Here is an 18,147-nt window from a genome sequence, read left to right as displayed (position 1 = left end):
TGAAACCGTTAACGTTGGAGCCTTTGATACGCCCGAGGGGACAGGGGTGCAATCACGCCAGCAGGGCTGCGGCAAAAAACACCAGCGGGATCATGCCGGTATCGCGGTTCACACGAAACAGACGCAGAAGCTTGTCGTTGTCGTTGATGTCAATGCCACGCAACTGCCACGCCATATGCCAGCCCATTGCCCAAGGCCCGCCAAGGGCGATGACCATCGCCAGAAAGGATGCGGAATCGCGCAGGGCAAAGATCACCGCCAGCCCCATCAGGCCCACGGTGGCAATCAGGAAACGGCGCAACCATTGCGCGGTGTTGTCCCCGAACAGGCGGGCTGTGGATTTGACCCCGATCAGGGCGTCATCTTCCTTGTCCTGATGGGCATAGATCGTGTCATAAAAAAGCGTCCACGCGATGCCCGCGGCATAGAGCACCACCGCAGGCGCGCCGAGGCTGCCGGTATGGGCGGTCCAGGCCAGCAGCGCGCCCCAGTTGAATGCGATGCCCAGGAAGACCTGCGGCCACCACGTGAAACGTTTGGCGAAAGGGTAAACGGCGACGGGCAGCAGGGCCAGCACCCCAAGGGCGATGGCGGCCCCGTTGAAAGTCAGCAAAATGCCAAGCGCGATCAGCATCTGTGCGATCATCCATGCCAGCGCACCTTTGACGCTGACCTGACCCGAGGGGATGGGCCGCGACCGTGTGCGGGCGACCTTGCCATCGATATGCCGGTCGGTGATGTCGTTCCACGTGCAACCCGCGCCGCGCATCAGCCAGGCACCAGCACCGCAGCCGATGAAGATCCATAGGTCAAACCAGCGCGGTTGCTGGTCAAACAACATCGCAAGCGTCAGCCCCCACCAACAGGGCAGCAGCAAAAGCCAAGTGCCAATAGGGCGGTCGGCGCGGCTGAGCCGCAGGTAGGGGCGGGTGAAACGCGGGGCTGAACGGTCGACCCAATTATCCGCAGGGGCATCGACCACACGTGTCGCATCATTGCCATCTGGTGTCGGCGAGGTGTCGTGCATATATCTGTGCCCATGAACGCGAAAATCAGACTTTATGTAGATCATCCACTGGGGCAGGGGCAATCCGTTCCTTTGGATAAGGCGCAGGCGCATTATCTCTTTGGCGTGATGCGTCAATCGGTGGGCGCGTCGGTCCTGTTGTTTAATGGCATCGATGGCGAATGGCGCGCCGAGGTCGCCGAGGCGGGCAAACGCGGCGGTGTGCTGGTCTGTGCCGAGCCGACGAAACCGCTGCACATGCCGCCCGACCTGTGGCTGATCTTCGCGCCGATCAAAAAGGCGCGCACGGATTTCATTGTCGAGAAAGCTGCCGAAATGGGTGCGCGGCGCATTGTGCCGGTGCAAAGTGAATTTACCAACGCCGGCCGCGTGCAGCGCGATCGCCTGCAAGCCCACGCGGTCGAGGCTGCAGAGCAATGCGGCGGGACTTTCGTTCCGGAGGTGGCCGATATGATCCGGCTGGACCGTCTGATCGATCGTTGGGAGCCCGAGCGGTCCTTGATGTTCTGCGACGAGGCGCTGGCGGGCGAGGAAGAGGGGCTCGCGTCCGCGCGACCCGGTCCTTGGGCCATCCTGATTGGACCAGAGGGCGGGTTTTCGGACAGTGAACGCACACGTTTGCGCGGGTTGGACTGGTCGCGCCCCGTCGCCTTGGGGCCGCGCATCTTGCGGGCGGATACGGCAGCAGTGGCGGCCATGACCCTGTGGCAAAAGACGTTGGGAGATTGGGCGTGAGTGCGGTTTCCGGCACGCGCGTCGGAGTGGGGGTTTCACACCCCCACGCCCCCGTGGAGTTTATCTGGCAAAATGAAGCCGGCAGTAGGAGAGCACGATGAGTTTTCTGCGACCTGAGGCGAAGGCCGAACTGTGGCGTTGGCGCGAGGTTCTAGGCGGCATCGCGGTCGCTTTGATCGGGCTTTGGCTGGTGGCGGGGCCGGGGTTGCTGTTGGCGATACCGGGCTATGCGCTGATCCTTGCGGGGGTGATCTTTGTCTGGATCGGCGGACAGCGGGTGCGGTTTCGCAAGACCGGCCTCGGGGCGGGGGCGGTGCAGGTGGATGAGGGGCAGATCGCCTATTTCGGTCCCCTGACCGGCGGCGTCATCGCCCTACGCGAGATGGAGCGTCTGAGCCTTGAGCGCGGGGCCTATCCGGCCCATTGGAAACTGGAACAGCCTGGACAAAATCCCGTGATGATCCCCGTGGATGCCGCGGGGGCGGACGCGCTTTTTGACGCTTTTGCCGCACTTCCGGGGCTACGTACCGAAAGAATGTTGGCCGAATTGGCGGATGACAAGACCCTGTCCGTCGTGATTTGGGAGCGGCGTTCGATGCGGCCGGCATCGACCCTGTTGCATTGACACCCCGCCCAAATCGCACCATCCCTTAGACCACAGAAATTGAACTCGGAGCCACCCCACATGTCTATCCCTCAATCCGGCGGCGGCCCGATCGAAAGTTACGACCAGCTGGTCAACTACCTCGCGGACGGGTGCAAGCCCAAGGAAGATTGGCGCATCGGCACCGAGCACGAGAAATTCGGCTACAACAAAGAGACGCTGCTGCCCTTGCCCTATGAGGGCGACTGTTCGATCCGCGCGATGTTGGAGGGGCTGCGCGACGGCCACGGTTGGGCCTCTGTAGAAGAGGGCGGCAAGCTGATCGGGTTGGTCAAGGACGGGGCCAATATATCGCTCGAGCCGGGCGGTCAGTTGGAGCTATCAGGCGCGCCCGTCGAAACCATCCACGAGACTTGCGACGAGGTGAACACCCACCTGCGCGAAGTGCGCGATGTGGCGGACCGGATCGGCGCGGGGTTCATTGGCTTGGGTGCGGCACCGGAATGGTCCCACGACCAGATGGATCTGATGCCCAAGGGCCGGTACAAGCTGATGAACGAATATATGACCAAGGTCGGCACTATGGGCCGGGTCATGATGCGCCGGACCTGCACGGTGCAGGTGAACCTTGATTTCGGGTCCGAGGCGGACATGGTGCAAAAGCTGCGCGTGGCGCTGGCCTTGCAACCTGTCGCGACTGCGCTGTTTGCGAATTCGCCCTTTTTCGAAGGCAAACCCAACGGCCACAAATCATGGCGCAGCCGGGTGTGGCGTGATCTGGATGCGGCGCGTACGGGCATGTTGCCTTGGGTATTCGAAGACGGCATGGGCTTTGAACGTTGGGTGGAATATGCGCTCGATGTGCCGATGTATTTTGTCTACCGCGATGGAATATATATCGATGCCCTGGGGCAGTCTTTCCGCGACTTCCTGAAAGGCAAGCTGCCTGGGCTGCCCGGGGAAATTCCGACGCTGAGCGATTGGGCGGATCACCTGACCACCGCCTTCCCCGAGGCGCGGATCAAGAAATTCATCGAAATGCGCGGTGCCGACGGTGGACCCTGGCGTCGTCTATGTGCTTTGCCCGCGTTTTGGGTCGGGTTGACCTATGACCAACAGGCGCTGGATGGTGCGTGGGATCTGGTGAAAGACTGGGATGCCGAAACGCGCGAGGCGCTGCGGGTCGCGGGCTCTGTCGATGGGTTGCAGGCCAGGGTGGGCGGCGTGCGCATGCATGATATCGCGCGCGAGGCTGTGGCCCTGTCCGAACAAGGGCTGAAAGCAAGGGCGCGCAGCGGTGCGGGCGGTATGGTCCCGGACGAGACGCATTTCCTGAACGCGCTGAAGGAAAGCATCGAGACCGGCAAGGTCCCTGCGGATGAGCTTCTGGAGGATTATAACGGTAAGTGGAACGGCAACCTCAGCCGAATCTACGCCGACTATTCCTATTGATCGATCACTAGCTCGCGGACAAAGGCGATGACCTTGGCCGCGGGCATTTCGCAGGGATAAAGACGTGCGCCGCTGGCCAGCGCGTAGAGGTTCAGGCTGATATAGTCCGTACCGCCCAATTCATCGGCCACCAATTTCCAGCTTTTGCCATTCCTGAACGCGGTTTTTGACCAGACATAACGCCGTCCGGCATAGCGGCCCTTATGGGTGCCGTCGGGCAGCGCGTGGAAGGCCGTCAGAAAGCCAGCGTCGACGGAAGGACCTTCGGGCACGGGCAGGGGGTCAGTCTTTTTTGGCACCAATTTTGGGTTCTGTACCCGCGCGGATACGTTTGATGTTCTCGCGGTGGCGCCAGAACACCAGCAGGGTCAGCAGGATGCCCAGAAACAAGGCGCTGCCATAGCCCAGGAAGATCATAAAGAAGGTCGATGCCGCGGCGGATGCCAGCCCCCCGATGGACGAGGTGCGGGTGACGGCCATGGCGATCAGCCACGCCAGACAGCAGGCCAGGCCGACGGGCCATGCAAGGGCCAGCAACACACCAAGGAATGTCGCGACACCCTTGCCGCCCTTGAACCCCAGCCAGACCGGATAGCAATGGCCCAGCATCGCGGCCAATGCGGCAATTTGGGCGGCGTCCTCGCCCGCGAAGAGCCGTGCCAGCAGCACCGCAACGGCCCCTTTGCCCCCATCCAGGATCAACGTCAGCGCCGCCGCTTTTTTGGAACCTGTGCGCAGCACATTGGTGGCACCGATATTGCCCGACCCGATGCTGCGCAGATCGCCCAGATTCATTGCGCGCGTCAGCACCATGCCAAAGGGGACCGACCCGATCAGATAGGCCGCAACGGCCCAGAACAGGAGCACGAATAGGGAAGAGTCGATCAGGGGCATATTCAGGAGGCCTTATAGATGCAGGTGCCGGAAACGTAAGTTTCCAAGACCTTACCTTGCATGCGCATCCCGTCAAAGGGGGTGTTGCGCGATTTCGACCGCAAAACCTCGCGGTCCATCACGAAAGGCGCGCCATCATCAAACAGCACCAGATCGGCGGGGGCACCGACGGACATCCGCCCCCCGGGCAACCCCAGACGTTTTGCAGGGTTGAACGACAGCGCACGCCACAACGTGGCGATATCGATCATCTCGGAGTGGACCAGTCGCAAGGCTGCGGGCAGCAGGGTTTCCAATGCGACGGCCCCCGATGCGGCTTCCTCGAACGGGAGCCGTTTGGATTCCTCGTCCTGCGGGGTGTGCATGGAGCAGATGATATCGATCAGGCCAGAGGCCACGGCCTCTACCACGGCGATGCGATCCTCTTCGTCGCGCAGGGGGGGCTTGAGCTTGAAGAAGGTGCGGTAGTCGGCCACATCCAGCGCGTTCAGCGTCAGGTGGTGGATGCCGACCCCGGCGGTGATATCCAGGCCGTTCTTCTTTGCACGCTCCAGCGCGGGCAGGGCGCGGGCGGTTGTGATCTGGTCGGCGTGATAGCGGGCACCGGTCATTTCGATCAGGGCGATGTCGCGGTCCAGCCCCATGCGTTCAGCCATGGGCGAGACGGCAGGCAGCCCGCGCAGCGACGCGAATTTACCAGAGGTCACCGCCGCCCCCTTGCTCAGGATGGGTTCCTGCGGGTGAGCGATGACAAGCGCGCCAATGCTACGGGCATAGGTCAGCGCGCGGGAGAACACTTTGGTATCCGTCACCACGCGGTCACAATCGGTAAAGCCCACGGCACCGGCATCCATGAGAAACCCGATCTCCGTCATCTCGCGGCCTTCGCGGCCCTTGGTCAGCGCAGCCATGGGCACGACGTTGACCGGGGCGGCCTCGTTCGCACGGCGGGTAACGAATTCAAGCACTTCGGGGCTGTCGATGGTGGGGTCGGTGTCGGGGCGGGTGACCATTGTCGTGACCCCACCTGCAGCCGCTGCCAACCCTGCAGAGCGGAAGCTTTCCTTGTGCCGCTCGCCGGGTTCACAGACTTTGACGCCCAGATCGACGATACCGGGGGCCAGGTATTTCCCTCGGCAATCCACGACCTGCGCATCCCCGGGGATCGGTGCGGTATCGTCCATTACCGCCGCGATCTTGCCATCCTCGACCCGAAGCGTGCCGCGGGTGACGGTGCCTGCTTCGGGGTCGATCAGCTGCGCGTTGATAAAATGCAGGGTCATGGAGGGGCCTTCGTCGTTAGGAAAACAGGGGTGCCGCGGGGGCGGTCAGAAAGGTCAGGACCCGATCCACACCATCATGCCCGCCACGCCAAAGGCGACAAGCAGGGCAATCATGGCGATACGGCCGGACATCTTGGGATCGGGTTTGGGTTCTTTCACAGCAGCCACCAGAGAATAAGACCGATCAGCACGATCACCGCCAAAAGCAGGATCATACCGCCGGCACCGCCCTTGGGCGGGGATTTCGGGGTCATATCCGCGGCACCGGTGTAGGGTTGTGCGGATTCAGCCTCAAGCGGGGTGACGGACATATCGGGCTGCGCCTCGCCATAGGTGCCGATCATCGTCAGTTCGGGGCCAAGGTCCAGCGTCGCTTCTTGCCCGTCAAAGGCCGAGGAGAACAGCAGCAATACATAGCCGTCCAGCGCATCCAATCGCGCACGGTCGCGGCTGATCTGTTCACGCGGCACCGCATAGCCATCACCCAGATAGGAGGCGAGACCTACGCCAGTCAGATCAGACACGGGGAACAGTTCGGCCGCGCCTTCGGGCATAGGGCGGCCCAGCAGATCAGCAATCAGCGCCTCTTTACTGTCGTTGCGCAGGTCGCGGGCCAATTCGTCAATCGGGCGGTTCACGGCAAACAGGCGGATCTGGCCGATCTCGCCCTTGGGGATTTTGAGTTGTGTCATCGTGTTGCACCTTTGTACGGGGTTACCATCAATGCACTTAATCTGTCGCTGTCTTCGACATATTCAAATCCTAGATGCGCGGCGCGTGCCGGATTGTCCGGCTGTTCATGCCGGATAAAGAAGACAGACGGCGGGCTGGTCGGGCGCAGATCGGGTTTCGTCTCGGCGCTGCGGGGGAAAGCTTTGGCACGGGTGCCGTCGCGGGTCAGTTTGAAAAACAGGGCGCGGTGGTTGGTCAGCGCATAGCGGGTGCGGCGCAGGTCGGTCAGCCGTTTCATCCCGCGCAGCAACGACAGCGCCACCAGTGCGACGATCACCGCCACCACGACCGATTGTGACACGGGCAGGGTGTTACCCCGCAGCACAAATGCCCCCGCGATCACGGTGCCAATGGCCCCGACAAAGGGGCCGAACAGCTGAAAATTGCGCAGCGACAGCTTGGGGCGGGGGCGACCTGTCCAGAGCAGCTCTTCCTCGGGTTCAAGCAGGTCTTGCCAAAAACGATCGCTCATGATGCAGCCTCTATCGCTTGGGCAAGGCGGGCCTTGGTCTCTGCCCGGTTCGGCACCAGCGGCAAGGTGATCCGCTGGCCGTCAGGCAGGCCAAGACTGATCGACCACAAGGACAGTTTCCCGATCGACCGGATGTCGGTCAACGGCAGGACCAGCGGCTCTGCCGTATCGGGGGCGTTGATGTAAAGCGCACGGTTGGTCAGCCGCCAGACGGTATTGCGGTTGCTGTACCAGATCTGGAATTCCTCAAACACCCACATGTAGAACACCGCAATCAGAACCGAGACCAGCAGCCACGTGAACGGGTCCAGCCAGATGAGCAAGGGCAGCGTGAACAACATGGTCAGCACCGCCAGCGCCACGCACCGCCAAAAGAACGCCCGCGGCGAGATACGCCAGTGCAGCAGGTCCTGTTCTTCGGGCGGGGCTGCGGTCATGCGGTGGCCTTGCGGCTGTCGACAAGGTTGCGCGCCAGCAGGTCCATCGCGGCCATGCGCACTGCGACGCCCATCTCTACCTGATCCTGAATGACGCTGCGGTTGATGTCATCGGCGAGCGTTCCGTCGATCTCTACGCCGCGGTTCATCGGGCCGGGGTGCATCACGATGGCATCAGGCTTGGCATGGGCCAGCTTTTCGGCGTCCAGCCCATATCTGTGATAATACTCGCGTTCGCTGGGGATAAAGCCGCCATCCATGCGTTCTTTTTGTAAGCGGAGCATCATCACCACATCAACGTCTTTCAGTCCTTCTTCCATGTCATCGAAGACTTCGACGCCGAATTCACCGATTTGCGCTGGCATCAGCGTCGGCGGCGCGATAAGGCGGATGCGGTTCTCCATCTTGCCAAGCAGCATGATGTTGGACCGTGCCACGCGACTATGGGCAATGTCGCCGCAGATGGCGATGGACAGGCGATGCAAGCGGCCCTTGGCGCGGCGGATCGTCAGCGCGTCCAGCAGTGCTTGCGTAGGGTGTTCATGTCGCCCGTCACCCGCATTGAGCACCGCGCAGTTCACCTTCTGCGCCAGCAGATCGACGGCACCGGATTGCGGATGGCGGACCACCAGCAGATCGGGGTGCATGGCGTTCAGCGTCATCGCCGTATCAATCAGGGTTTCGCCCTTTTTGATCGAGGACGCCTGCATCGCCATATTCATCACATCCGCACCCAACCGCTTGCCCGCGATCTCGAAGCTCGCCTGCGTCCGGGTGGAGTTTTCGAAGAACATATTGATCTGTGTCAGCCCGCTCAGCGCGTCGCTGTGTTTATGGGGCTGGCGGTTCAGATCGGCATAGCTGTCGGCCAGATCAAGCAGGGTGGTGATGTCATCCTGGGACAGGTGTTCAATGCCCAGAAGATGGCGGTGTGCGAAACTCATGACGGGGGACCCCACGTTATTTTTGGCGTTATAGGCGGCGGCGCGGGGCGGGGCAAGTCGTCGGGCGGGGTCATCCGGCTGTGGGGGCCGCGTTGGATTTAAGACCATTTGGAAGTTGGCATTTTTATTGCCGACACCAGCGCGTAAGTTGGGCGCATGGAATCAGTGGATTATCATCAGGCGCTTGCGCTTTTGCATTGGCAGATCGAACTTGGCGCGACCGAGGCGATTTGCGATGCGCCGGTGAACCGCTACGAGGTGCCCGCCGCGGTCGAGAAGCCGAAGGCGCAAAAGGGCAAGAGCGGACCGGTGCCTTTGGCCTCCCAAGGGCCGGACGTGGTGGCAGAGGCGACGCAAGCCGCCGCAGGGGCTGCGACGCTGGATGAATTGCGCGCCGCCATGGCCGCCTTCGAGCATTGCGAGCTAAAACGCGGCGCGCGCAAAATGGTGTTCTCGGACGGGACGCCGGGGGCACGGGTGATGATCGTGGGCGAGGCGCCAGGGCGGGACGAAGACCGCGAGGGCCGGCCCTTTGTCGGGCGTGCTGGCGTGTTGCTGGACAAGATGCTCGCGGCCATCGACATGGGGCGTCATCACCAGACGTCGCCTGTCTATATCACCAATGTCTTGCCCTGGCGGCCGCCGCAGAACCGCGATCCGAAACCGGATGAAATCGCGATGATGAAGCCGTTTCTGGCGCGGCATATCGCTTTGGCCAAGCCCGAGGTGTTGGTCATCGTTGGCAATTGGTCCGCGCAGGCATTGCTGGGCAAACGCGGCATCACCCGCTTGCGCGGTCAGTGGACGCAAGCCGAGGGGTTGCCCGCATTGCCCATGTTCCACCCCGCCTATCTGCTGCGCAGCCCCGAATTCAAACGCGAGGCTTGGGCCGATTTACTGTCACTGAAGGCAAAATTGACGCATGGTTGATCCCCTCACATTGCTGGCCTTTGTGCCCGCCGCCCTGGCGCTGAACCTGACACCGGGCGCGGATATGATGTTTTGTCTGGGGCAGGGCATGCGCTTTGGTCCGCGCGCCTCGGTTGCGGCCAGTGCGGGGGTCGCCCTTGGCGGTATGGTGCATGTGACCTTGGCGGGGCTTGGTCTTGGTGCGGTGGTGGCGGCCCTGCCGTGGGCCTTTGATGTGATCCGCTGGATCGGGGTTGCCTATCTTTTGTGGCTGGCCGTGCAGACTTGGCGTAGCAGCGGGGTGGCTACAACTCCCGTACCCGCCCCGAAATCCGCGTTTCGCAGCGGTTTGATCGTGAACCTGACGAACCCCAAGGTGATCCTTTTCGTGCTGGCCTTTGTCCCGCAGTTCGTCGTGCCAGACGCCGGGCCGGTTTTGCTGCAGTTTCTGATGCTGGGGTCGGTGCTGTCGCTTGGCGGGTTGATCATCAACGCCTTGGTCGGTGTGTTTGCCGGTGGCCTGGGCCGCCGGATGGTCGGGGGTGGGCAGGCGCTGCGCTGGATCAGCAGCGGTATTTTCGTGGCCCTCGCCGCACGCCTTGCAGTATTGGAGCGGACATGAGCCGGATTGACGAGACGATAGACTTTATCCCCGTGCGCATCGCGGTGCTGACAGTATCCGATACCCGCGGCTTGGCCGAAGACAGTTCAGGCGATGTCTTGGTCGCGCGCATCGCCGAAGCGGGGCATTTCCTCGCGGCACGCAGCATTATCCGCGATGAGCGCGGCGAGATTGCCGACCAGTTGCGCGACTGGTGTGCCGACCCTGAGATTGACGTGGTGATCAGCACGGGGGGCACAGGGCTGACGGGGCGCGATGTGACGGTCGAGGCACATCGCGATGTCTACGAGAAAGAGATCGACGCCTTCGGGACCGTGTTCACGATCGTATCCATGCAAAAGATCGGCACCTCGGCGGTGCAAAGCCGGGCGACCGCTGGCGTTGCCCAGGGAACGTATCTCTTTGCGCTGCCCGGGTCTCCGGGGGCGTGCAAGGATGCATGGGACGAGATTTTGATCAAGCAGCTCGACTACCGGCACAAGCCCTGCAACTTCGTTGAGATCATGCCGCGTCTGGATGAACACCAGCGCCGGAAATAGCGGCTGCGGCGATGAATTTAACCCAATTCTCCCGCGCTGCTTTGCGATGCGCCTGATAAGCCGTGCGTGGCTGTCACAACTGTGATTTTGTTCTGCAGGCCAGCGGGGTAAGCTGGCACTGACGAAATAGGATCGGGGCAAGATGCGTTTTCTACGGCAAAGCATGATCGGGTTGTTTCTGGCAGCCGCCACATTGGGGTTTCTGGTGCTTGCGGCGGACCTCATTGGTGGGGCGGTCCAGCAGCGTCTGACCGACACGCCGCCCGAGCGCGCCCCGCGTGAGCGGGTATTCTCGGTCAATGTGGTGCGTGCGCAGTCTGGGACCGAAGTGCCGGTGCTGCAAAGCTTTGGCGCGGTGCAAAGCCGCCGCACGCTAGAGCTGCGTGCGGCCGATGGCGGGCGCGTGGTCGAGCTTGCACCGGAGTTCGAAGAGGGCGGGCAGGTTACGGCGGGACAGGTTCTGGTGCGCCTTGGCCGTTCTGACGCTTTGGCCGAGGTCGCGCGGGCGCAAAGTGCCGTACGCGATGCAGAGGCAGAGGGACGCGATGCGGACCGCGCGTTGGCTTTGGGACTGGACGAGCTTGCCGCCGCCGAAGAGCAGGCCGCGCTGCGCACCCGCGCTTTCGACCGACAGCGTGATCTGGGCGAACGCGGTGTCGGCACCGCGACGGCGACAGAAACGGCAGAGCTGGCTGCCTCAAGCGCGCGACAGGCCGTTCTTGCGCGTCGACAGGTGGTGACCCAAACAGAAGCGCGCGTGGATAACGCGGTGCGCTTGTTGTCCAACGCTCAAATTGCGTTGGAGGATGCGCAGCGTGCGTTAAAGGAAACCACGATCACCGCGCCGTTCGATGGGGCGCTGAGCGAAACTTCGGTCGTAGAGGGGCGCTTGGTCTCTGCGAACGAGAGGCTGGCAGAGCTGATCGCGCCGGATGATCTTGAGATTTCCTTTCGTATCTCGACCGCGCAATACGCGCGGCTGCTGGATGCGCAGGGCCGGTTGATCAAGGCAGAGGTTACCGCGCGCCTTGATGTCGCGGGCGTGGACCTTGAGGCCCGCGGCCAGATCACCCGAGCAGGGGCCGCCGCGGGCGAGGGGGCCAGCGGCCGGTTGATCTTTGCCACGCTGATGCAGGCCCCCGGGTTCAAACCGGGCGATTTCGCGACGGTGCATGTGCGCGAACCTGCCCTAGACGATGTGATCCGCCTGCCGAGCTCGGCCCTTGATGCCACGGGGGCGGTCTTGGTGCTGGATCCGGACAACCGATTGCAAAGCATTCAGGTCTCTGTTTTGCGCCGCGTGGGCGACGACGTGTTGGTCCGTGGTCCGGTCGAAGGTCGCGACGTGGTCGAGGCGCGGTCGCCCCTGCTGGGGGCCGGTATCGCGGTAAAACCGTTGCGTCCGGGGACGGATGAGACAGCGCAGGGAGAGGCCTCCAGCATGATCGCCCTGACAGAGGAGCGTCGCGCAAAGCTTGTGGCCTTTATCGAGGGGAACAGCCGAATGCCCCAAGAGGCGAAGGCGCGCGTGCTGGCGCAGCTGGCCGAGCCGCAGGTGCCGGCGCGCATGATCGAACGCCTTGAAAGCCGGATGGGAGGCTAGGGAGATGGCACGCAGCATGTCCGGTCGTGCAGGGGGGATCCTGTCGTATTTCACCCGTCACCGGACGGCAGCCAACCTGCTGCTTGTGGTGCTGCTGGTCTGCGGGGCGGCCGCTGCGCCGAATATGCGGGCGCAGTTCTTTCCCGATGTGATCATCGACAGCGTGTCGGTCTCTACCGTTTGGGAGGGGGCGGGGGCCGACGATGTGGACAGCGCCATCGTGCAGGTGCTTGAACCGGTCTTGCTGGCGGTCGAAGGGGTCGAAAGCTCCACCGCCGCCTCGCGCGAGGGGAGCGGGACCGTCTCGCTTGAGTTCGAGCCCAATTGGGACATGGCCCGCGCCGCGACGGATGTGCAAACGGCGGTGGATTCGGTTACCACACTGCCAGAAGATGCCGAGGATCCGGTGGTCCGGCGTGGTATCTGGCGCGACCGTGTGACCGATGTGGTGATCACCGGCCCGATCAGCGCGGAACAGCTAGGGCGTTTCGCGGATGAATTCGTCACGCGGCTGTTCGCGGCGGGTGTGACGCGCAGCACCATTCAGGGGGTCGCGGCACCGCAAACCCTGATCGAGGTGCCGTCGACCAGATTGATCCGCCACGACATCACCATGGCCGAAATCGCCGCCGTGATCGCGGCAGAGGTGGACGCCAACCCCGCCGGTGATGTGACAGGTGCCAATGCGCGCGTGCGAACCGGCACCGCGAAGCGTAGCGCGGATGCCCTGTCTCGCGTCGTGTTGCGCAGCAATGCGGACGGGTCGTCATTGCTGGTCGCAGACGTGGCACGGGTGATCGAACAGGGCTCCGACCGCGAGGTAGGGTATTTCGTCGGGGATGATCCCGCGATCTCTGTACGTATTGACCGCTCTGACGGGGGGGATGCCATCGGTATCCAGCAAAGCGTCGAAAGCGTCGCGGCGGATATGGCTGTGATGCTGCCCAAGGGCGTAACGATAGAGCTGATCCGCACGCGGGCCGAGGCGATCACCGGGCGGTTGGACCTGCTGATAGATAACGGGCTGATGGGGCTCGCACTGGTGGTGGGGTTGCTGTTCCTCTTTCTTAATGCGCGCACGGCCTTCTGGGTCGCCGCGGGCATACCTGCGTCGATGGCCGCGGCGATTGCGCTGATGTACGCGGGGGGGATCACGATCAATATGATCTCTTTGTTCGGGTTGATCATCACGCTTGGCATCGTGGTTGATGATGCGATCGTTGTGGGCGAACACGCGGACTATCGCCACAAAGAGCTGGGCGAGCCCCCAATGCAGGCGGCAGAGAATGCCGCGCGGCGGATGGCGATGCCGGTCTTTGCCGCAACGATGACAACGATCATTGCTTTTTTCGGTTTGCTTGCCGTCGGGGGGCGCTTTGGCAGTCTGATCGGGGATATCCCGCTGACAGTAATTGCTGTGCTGGCCGCGTCACTGGTTGAATGCTTTCTGATCCTGCCGAACCATATGGCCCATGCGATGGCAGCTGGGGCCAAGCAACGGTGGTATGACCTGCCCAGCCGAGTGGTCAATCGCGGGTTTCTTTGGGTGCGCGAACGGCTGTTCCGCCCCTTCATGGCGGGGGTGATCCGCGCGCGCTATGTGGTGCTTGCCGGTGTGGTCGCTGTGCTTGCCTCGCAGGTGGCGCTGTTTATCCAGGGTGACGTGCAATGGCGGTTCTTCAACGCGCCGGAACGCGGGTCGGTGACGGGGAATTTTGCCATGGCCGAAGGGGCCACCCGTGCCGATACGCTGGCGATGATGCGCGAAATGCAACGCGCGACAGAAGCGCTGGGCGCGCAATACGCCGAGGAATACGGCACCAACCCCATCGATTATGTCATCGCGCAGATCGGGGGCAATGCGGGGCGCGGGCTGGATGGGGCCGACACCAAGGACGTCGATCTGCTGGGCGGCATCTCGATTGAGCTGATCGACGCCGATCTGCGCCCCTATTCCAGCTTCGCCTTTGTCGCTGAACTGCAAGACGCGGTGGTCAATCACCCCCTTGCCGAAACCGTCAGCTTTCGCGGCTGGCGGTCGGGTCCCGGGGGGGACGTGCTGGATGTGCAGTTCTACGGGGCCGACACGCAGGTGTTGAAAGCCGCATCGCAGGACTTGCAGGATGCGCTGCGGCAATATCCCGAAGTCAGCGCGGTGCAGGACAATCTGGCCTACGACAAGGAAGAGCTGATTCTTGATCTGACGCCGCAAGGACAGGCGCTTGGGTTCACGATTGATACATTGGGGCGGGTGCTGCGCCACCGTCTGGGCGGGATCGAGGCGGCGACCTATCCCGACGGCCCACGATCGGCGACAATCCGGGTTGAACTGCCCGAGGGAGAGCTGACCGCGGATTTCCTTGAACGGACGCAGATGCGCACACCGGACGGGCAGTATGTGCCGCTGGCCGATATCGTCAGCGTGGACCGGCGCACCGGTTTCAGCACGGTGCGGCGCGAGAATGGCATCCGGCTCATCTCAGTCACGGGCGACATATCAGAGGATGACCCCGCCCGCGCGAGCGAGATCACGACGGCCCTGCGCGAGGATATCCTGCCGCGCATCGCTTCTGAACGGCAGGTGGATTTCCGCATCGGCGGGTTGAGCGAGCAGGAAGGCACGTTCCTGTCGGATGCGCTGACCGGACTGATCCTTGTGCTGACGGGCATCTACCTTGTTCTCGCCTGGGTTTTTGGCAGTTGGACCCGACCCATGGTGGTAATGGCGGTGATCCCCTTTGGTCTGGTCGGCACAATCTACGGGCACGCCCTGTGGGAGGTCCCGCTTAGCATGTTCACGGTCGTGGGCCTGTTGGGGATGACAGGGATCATCATCAACGATTCCATTGTTCTGGTGGGCACGATTGACGAATACGGAGCCACCCGCGGGGTGATCCCGTCGATCATCGATGGCGCGGCGGACCGGTTGCGGCCGGTGATGTTGACCACGCTGACAACGGTCCTAGGCATGGCTCCGCTGCTTTATGAGCAAAGCCAGCAGGCGCAGTTCCTGAAGCCCACGGTGATCACGCTGGTCTATGGTTTGGGTTTTGGCATGCTTCTGGTGTTGCTGGTCGTGCCTGCGCTGGTCGCGGCGCAGCATGATATCGGTCGCCAGATTCGGGCGATGCGTCGGGCCATGCGGGCACGGGCAGGGGGTCTGCGCCTCGGCATTCTGGCGCTTTGGACGCTGGTGGTGCTGTGGGGCGGGTCCACGCTGGGGTGGGTCGCGGTGACGGGCGACTTACATCCCGCACTGGTCGAGCTGCTGCCTAAGCTGGGGGCGATGGCCCCGCGAAGCGCGGCGCTGCTGCTGTTCCTGGCCGGGACAACTTTGATCGCGCTCTCGGGCTATATCGTCGGGGCGGTGGCGTTGCTGCTGTCGCGTCGCAAACGGGCCGTGTGATCAGCCCGCATTGCATCCCACAATGTCGACGGCCTGCTTGCTGCCCAATACCGTCATGCGGATATGCGACCGGTTCAGCGCCACGGGGCCGCCGCTGACGTGACCCACGTCCACCCGCGCATGCAGGACGTTGCCTTTGCGGGTGGTATCTGCCTCGCTGACCCAAAGATCTGGGTTGCCGGTTTCGATCACCACCAGCTCTTGCCCGCCCGCGGGGGGTAGGGTGATCGCGGCGTCCAGTGTCAGGTCCGCGCCTGCCATACCGATGGTGCAGGTCACGTCTTTCACGAGGGCCTCTTTCGCCGAAAACGGGCGCTGCGCCAATGAGGCGGCAATCGCTGGATCGGCGCGGGTTGTGCTGGTGTCGATCACGCCGCTCAGCTCAAGCGAGGCGGGCACACAGATGTCGCTGCACACGCCCAGATCAATGGTGGTCTGGACCGTGACGGGGGCCCCTTTGTCTGGTACGCTGATCCGCAGCGGCAACACGACCTGATCCTTATATCCGATGGTGGTCAGGTTGGGTTCGCGGAACACCGTGGGCGCGGGCCATTCCACGGCCACCGCCGACAGGTTACGCGAGCCGGACCAGTCGAAGCTGGGCGGGATACCCATATCACCGGGCGCGCGCCAGTAGGTCTTCCAGCCCGGCTCCACCGTCATGCGGATCGCGGCCATGCGGTTGCCATCGGGCAGCACCCAGCCTTGCAGAATTTCCCCGTGGATCACGTCCATCGCAGAAGCGGGCAGCGGGGCGATAAGGGCAGCGGCCATTAGGCCAAGAAGTTTTCTGGTCATGGCGCTTTCATGGGCCATCTGCCCCCCATTTGCCAAGTCACGTTTGCATTATGATGTGTTGCAGTCGCAGGGGTTGAAAGCCGCAGGGGCGCAGGCCATGCTATTGTAATGACGCATAAGGACGACAGCATGAAAATGGATCTGACCGGCCAGCTTTTGGTGGCGATGCCCGGCATGGGGGATCCTCGGTTCGATCATTCGGTGATCTTTATCTGCTCGCATGATGACGACGGCGCGATGGGGTTGATCGTCAATAAGCCCGCCGCTGATCTGAAGCTTGGCGATGTGCTTGATCGGCTCAGCGATGTGGACATGGACGATGTGTCCGGTCTGGGGGTGCATGTGGGCGGCCCCGTCGAGACAGAGCGCGGCTTTGTCCTGCACAGCGCCGAATACCGGTCCGTGATGCAGACGACGGATATCGCGGATGGGGTGGCGATGACCGCGACGCTGGACATCCTCGAAGACATCGCCCGCGGCAAGGGGCCGCGTCGGGCGATGTTGATGCTGGGTTATGCCGGTTGGGCGGCCGGCCAGCTAGAGGCTGAGATCGCCCAGAACGGCTGGCTGACCTGCCAAGGCGATAGCGCTATCCTGTTCGACCTGCCCGATGCGCGCAAATGGGAAGCGGCGCTGAGCTCTATCGGGGTGGACCCTTTGGGGCTCAGCGCGACAGCAGGGCGCGCCTGAACTGCCACGATTTGCGGGGCAAAAGCCCTAACGCGGTGCCGCCGCACGGCGCAACCGGTCATTGATGGCACGGCCCAGACCGGTTTCAGGGATCGAGGCCACCGCGATCGGTTTGCGCAGCCGGTCAAGCGCGTGCAGCCGGTCAAACAGATGCGCCGCCGCTTCCACCAGATCGCCACTGGCCGATAAGGTCAGGTCATCCGGCCCGCTTCCGCTTGCCGCGCCAAAGCCAAGGTAAACCTCTCCATCCGTCGCCGCTTGGGCGTTCAGACGTACGCTGGCATGGGGCGCGTAGTGAGAGGCGAGCTGACCAGGGGCGATAATCTCTGCCCCGTCGGCCACATCCAGCGGTGCGCCAAGAGCGGCCTCTATCGCCTCCGACGGCAGCCCGCCTGCGCGCAGCAACGTGGGGCGGGGCTGGTTCAGACCGATAATGGTGCTTTCCAGGCCCACCGTGCAGGGGCCGTCATCAACCACAGCGGCGATCCGACCCTCCAGCCCAGACAGGACATGTTGCGCCGTCGTGGCGCTGATCTTGCCCGAGGGGTTGGCCGAGGGTGCCGCCACCGGACCGCCAAGCGCACGCAGAATGGCGCGGGCCGTGGGGTGCGCGGGCACGCGGATGCCGACGCTGTCCAGCCCCGCCGTCACCAGCGACGATAGCCCGTGCCCGTGCCCGTCGGCCAGAGGCAGCACGAGAGTCATCGGACCGGGCCAGAAGGCGCTCGCCAAAACCTCGGCGGTGTCGGACCAGCGCCCGTAGCGCCGCGCTTGGTCCACATCGGCGACATGGATGATCAGCGGGTTGAAGCTGGGCCGCCCCTTGGCCTCGTAGATGCCCGCCACTGCCGTCCCGTTACGCGCATCCGCCCCCAAGCCATAGACCGTTTCAGTCGGCAGCGCGACCAATGCGCCTTGCTGCAGCAGGGTGGCGGCGCGGGAAATGCCGGAAGGGTCGGCTGGAAGAATCTCGGTCATTGGCTTCTCTCACGGGGGATGA

General features: G+C 63.1%; 19 protein-coding genes. 9 read left to right on the top strand and 10 right to left on the bottom strand.

The annotated features are described in order from the left end of the window. Window positions 1-52: 52 nt before the first annotated feature. Window positions 53-1,027: a 4-hydroxybenzoate octaprenyltransferase gene (gene ubiA, locus GLP43_RS14210; RefSeq protein ID WP_237279810.1), complete on the bottom strand. Its 975-nt coding sequence runs from the start codon at window positions 1,025-1,027 to the stop codon at window positions 53-55. A gap of 12 nt (window positions 1,028-1,039) precedes the next feature. Between ubiA and GLP43_RS14205 the strand changes: the two genes are divergently transcribed. The 3 genes from GLP43_RS14205 to GLP43_RS14195 all read left to right on the top strand — a co-directional run bounded on the left by GLP43_RS14205 (window position 1,040) and on the right by GLP43_RS14195 (window position 3,818). Continuing rightward, window positions 1,040-1,762 carry a 16S rRNA (uracil(1498)-N(3))-methyltransferase gene (locus tag GLP43_RS14205; protein WP_237279809.1) on the top strand — a complete coding sequence of 241 codons (723 nt, stop codon included), beginning with the start codon at window positions 1,040-1,042 and terminating at the stop codon, window positions 1,760-1,762. A 97-nt stretch (window positions 1,763-1,859) separates the two neighbouring features. Next, window positions 1,860-2,387, top strand: a complete 528-nt coding sequence (locus GLP43_RS14200) for a hypothetical protein (RefSeq protein ID WP_005849675.1) — start codon at window positions 1,860-1,862, stop codon at window positions 2,385-2,387. A 60-nt stretch (window positions 2,388-2,447) separates the two neighbouring features. Continuing rightward, window positions 2,448-3,818 (top strand): glutamate--cysteine ligase, encoded by a 1,371-nt coding sequence (locus tag GLP43_RS14195; RefSeq protein ID WP_237279808.1) that lies wholly within the window; start codon window positions 2,448-2,450, stop codon window positions 3,816-3,818. Here the strand turns inward: GLP43_RS14195 and GLP43_RS14190 are convergent. From GLP43_RS14190 to GLP43_RS14160, 7 genes are all read right to left on the bottom strand, one after another. Then, window positions 3,812-4,117: a hypothetical protein gene (locus GLP43_RS14190; protein WP_237279807.1), complete on the bottom strand. Its 306-nt coding sequence runs from the start codon at window positions 4,115-4,117 to the stop codon at window positions 3,812-3,814. The two genes, GLP43_RS14195 and GLP43_RS14190, sit on opposite strands and share 7 nt — an antisense overlap. Then, the gene (plsY, locus tag GLP43_RS14185; RefSeq protein ID WP_005849669.1) at window positions 4,101-4,712 is read right to left on the bottom strand and encodes a glycerol-3-phosphate 1-O-acyltransferase PlsY; all 612 of its coding nucleotides are present in this window, start codon (window positions 4,710-4,712) and stop codon (window positions 4,101-4,103) included. Before plsY ends, GLP43_RS14190 begins: the two co-directional genes overlap by 17 nt. A 2-nt stretch (window positions 4,713-4,714) precedes the next feature. Further along, complete coding sequence (gene pyrC, locus GLP43_RS14180; protein WP_237279806.1) at window positions 4,715-5,995, bottom strand: dihydroorotase; 1,281 nt, start codon at window positions 5,993-5,995, stop codon at window positions 4,715-4,717. A 155-nt stretch (window positions 5,996-6,150) separates the two neighbouring features. After that, entirely contained in the window at window positions 6,151-6,687 is a 537-nt protein-coding gene (locus GLP43_RS14175; RefSeq protein ID WP_237279805.1) for a hypothetical protein, read from the bottom strand. Further along, window positions 6,684-7,199 carry a hypothetical protein gene (locus tag GLP43_RS14170; protein ID WP_237279804.1) on the bottom strand — a complete coding sequence of 172 codons (516 nt, stop codon included), beginning with the start codon at window positions 7,197-7,199 and terminating at the stop codon, window positions 6,684-6,686. Before GLP43_RS14170 ends, GLP43_RS14175 begins: the two co-directional genes overlap by 4 nt. Then, window positions 7,196-7,636, bottom strand: coding sequence for a hypothetical protein (locus tag GLP43_RS14165; protein ID WP_237279803.1), 441 nt, complete (start codon window positions 7,634-7,636; stop codon window positions 7,196-7,198). Before GLP43_RS14165 ends, GLP43_RS14170 begins: the two co-directional genes overlap by 4 nt. Continuing rightward, window positions 7,633-8,580, bottom strand: a complete 948-nt coding sequence (locus GLP43_RS14160; protein WP_009825243.1) for an aspartate carbamoyltransferase catalytic subunit — start codon at window positions 8,578-8,580, stop codon at window positions 7,633-7,635. The genes GLP43_RS14165 and GLP43_RS14160 overlap by 4 nt, the downstream gene beginning before the upstream one ends. A 156-nt stretch (window positions 8,581-8,736) precedes the next feature. Here GLP43_RS14160 and GLP43_RS14155 point away from each other — a divergent pair, with 156 nt between their 5' ends. The 5 genes from GLP43_RS14155 to GLP43_RS14135 all read left to right on the top strand — a co-directional run bounded on the left by GLP43_RS14155 (window position 8,737) and on the right by GLP43_RS14135 (window position 15,659). Continuing rightward, window positions 8,737-9,510: a uracil-DNA glycosylase gene (locus GLP43_RS14155; protein ID WP_237279802.1), complete on the top strand. Its 774-nt coding sequence runs from the start codon at window positions 8,737-8,739 to the stop codon at window positions 9,508-9,510. Beyond that, window positions 9,503-10,111 (top strand): LysE family translocator, encoded by a 609-nt coding sequence (locus GLP43_RS14150; protein WP_237279801.1) that lies wholly within the window; start codon window positions 9,503-9,505, stop codon window positions 10,109-10,111. The genes GLP43_RS14155 and GLP43_RS14150 overlap by 8 nt, the downstream gene beginning before the upstream one ends. Further along, a complete protein-coding gene (gene moaB, locus GLP43_RS14145; RefSeq protein WP_237279800.1) occupies window positions 10,108-10,650 on the top strand; it encodes a molybdenum cofactor biosynthesis protein B in 543 nt (180 codons plus the stop codon). The genes GLP43_RS14150 and moaB overlap by 4 nt, the downstream gene beginning before the upstream one ends. Before the next feature lie 142 nt (window positions 10,651-10,792). After that, on the top strand, window positions 10,793-12,253 hold the full coding sequence (locus GLP43_RS14140) for an efflux RND transporter periplasmic adaptor subunit (RefSeq protein ID WP_237279799.1): 1,461 nt from the start codon (window positions 10,793-10,795) through the stop codon (window positions 12,251-12,253). Window positions 12,254-12,257: 4 nt separating this feature from the next. After that, window positions 12,258-15,659 carry an efflux RND transporter permease subunit gene (locus GLP43_RS14135; RefSeq protein ID WP_237279798.1) on the top strand — a complete coding sequence of 1,134 codons (3,402 nt, stop codon included), beginning with the start codon at window positions 12,258-12,260 and terminating at the stop codon, window positions 15,657-15,659. Here GLP43_RS14135 and GLP43_RS14130 read toward each other — a convergent pair whose 3' ends face one another. Continuing rightward, window positions 15,660-16,457: a protein-disulfide reductase DsbD domain-containing protein gene (locus tag GLP43_RS14130; protein WP_237279797.1), complete on the bottom strand. Its 798-nt coding sequence runs from the start codon at window positions 16,455-16,457 to the stop codon at window positions 15,660-15,662. Between the two features lie 129 nt (window positions 16,458-16,586). On the opposite strand from GLP43_RS14130, the gene GLP43_RS14125 reads away from it, so the two are divergent. After that, the gene (locus tag GLP43_RS14125) at window positions 16,587-17,147 is read left to right on the top strand and encodes a YqgE/AlgH family protein (RefSeq protein WP_237279796.1); all 561 of its coding nucleotides are present in this window, start codon (window positions 16,587-16,589) and stop codon (window positions 17,145-17,147) included. A gap of 27 nt (window positions 17,148-17,174) precedes the next feature. Here the strand turns inward: GLP43_RS14125 and GLP43_RS14120 are convergent, their stop codons facing one another. Beyond that, on the bottom strand, window positions 17,175-18,125 hold the full coding sequence (locus GLP43_RS14120) for an L-threonylcarbamoyladenylate synthase (protein WP_237279795.1): 951 nt from the start codon (window positions 18,123-18,125) through the stop codon (window positions 17,175-17,177). Window positions 18,126-18,147 lie beyond the last annotated feature (22 nt).

The organism is Sulfitobacter sp. M39 (assembly GCF_021735935.1).
Classification (GTDB): Bacteria; Pseudomonadota; Alphaproteobacteria; order Rhodobacterales; family Rhodobacteraceae; genus Sulfitobacter.
Note: the sequence above shows the minus strand (reverse complement) of the source record. Positions and strands in the feature narration are given on the sequence as shown.

Coding starts and splice junctions, on each gene's coding strand:
- ubiA (WP_237279810.1), bottom strand. CDS start 1,027: ATGCACGACACCTCGCCGACACCAGATGGCAATGATGCGACACGTGTG.
- GLP43_RS14205 (WP_237279809.1), top strand. CDS start 1,040: ATGAACGCGAAAATCAGACTTTATGTAGATCATCCACTGGGGCAGGGG.
- GLP43_RS14200 (WP_005849675.1), top strand. CDS start 1,860: ATGAGTTTTCTGCGACCTGAGGCGAAGGCCGAACTGTGGCGTTGGCGC.
- GLP43_RS14195 (WP_237279808.1), top strand. CDS start 2,448: ATGTCTATCCCTCAATCCGGCGGCGGCCCGATCGAAAGTTACGACCAG.
- plsY (WP_005849669.1), bottom strand. CDS start 4,712: ATGCCCCTGATCGACTCTTCCCTATTCGTGCTCCTGTTCTGGGCCGTT.
- pyrC (WP_237279806.1), bottom strand. CDS start 5,995: ATGACCCTGCATTTTATCAACGCGCAGCTGATCGACCCCGAAGCAGGC.
- GLP43_RS14175 (WP_237279805.1), bottom strand. CDS start 6,687: ATGACACAACTCAAAATCCCCAAGGGCGAGATCGGCCAGATCCGCCTG.
- GLP43_RS14170 (WP_237279804.1), bottom strand. CDS start 7,199: ATGAGCGATCGTTTTTGGCAAGACCTGCTTGAACCCGAGGAAGAGCTG.
- GLP43_RS14165 (WP_237279803.1), bottom strand. CDS start 7,636: ATGACCGCAGCCCCGCCCGAAGAACAGGACCTGCTGCACTGGCGTATC.
- GLP43_RS14160 (WP_009825243.1), bottom strand. CDS start 8,580: ATGAGTTTCGCACACCGCCATCTTCTGGGCATTGAACACCTGTCCCAG.
- GLP43_RS14155 (WP_237279802.1), top strand. CDS start 8,737: ATGGAATCAGTGGATTATCATCAGGCGCTTGCGCTTTTGCATTGGCAG.
- GLP43_RS14150 (WP_237279801.1), top strand. CDS start 9,503: ATGGTTGATCCCCTCACATTGCTGGCCTTTGTGCCCGCCGCCCTGGCG.
- moaB (WP_237279800.1), top strand. CDS start 10,108: ATGAGCCGGATTGACGAGACGATAGACTTTATCCCCGTGCGCATCGCG.
- GLP43_RS14140 (WP_237279799.1), top strand. CDS start 10,793: ATGCGTTTTCTACGGCAAAGCATGATCGGGTTGTTTCTGGCAGCCGCC.
- GLP43_RS14135 (WP_237279798.1), top strand. CDS start 12,258: ATGGCACGCAGCATGTCCGGTCGTGCAGGGGGGATCCTGTCGTATTTC.
- GLP43_RS14130 (WP_237279797.1), bottom strand. CDS start 16,457: ATGACCAGAAAACTTCTTGGCCTAATGGCCGCTGCCCTTATCGCCCCG.
- GLP43_RS14125 (WP_237279796.1), top strand. CDS start 16,587: ATGAAAATGGATCTGACCGGCCAGCTTTTGGTGGCGATGCCCGGCATG.
- GLP43_RS14120 (WP_237279795.1), bottom strand. CDS start 18,125: ATGACCGAGATTCTTCCAGCCGACCCTTCCGGCATTTCCCGCGCCGCC.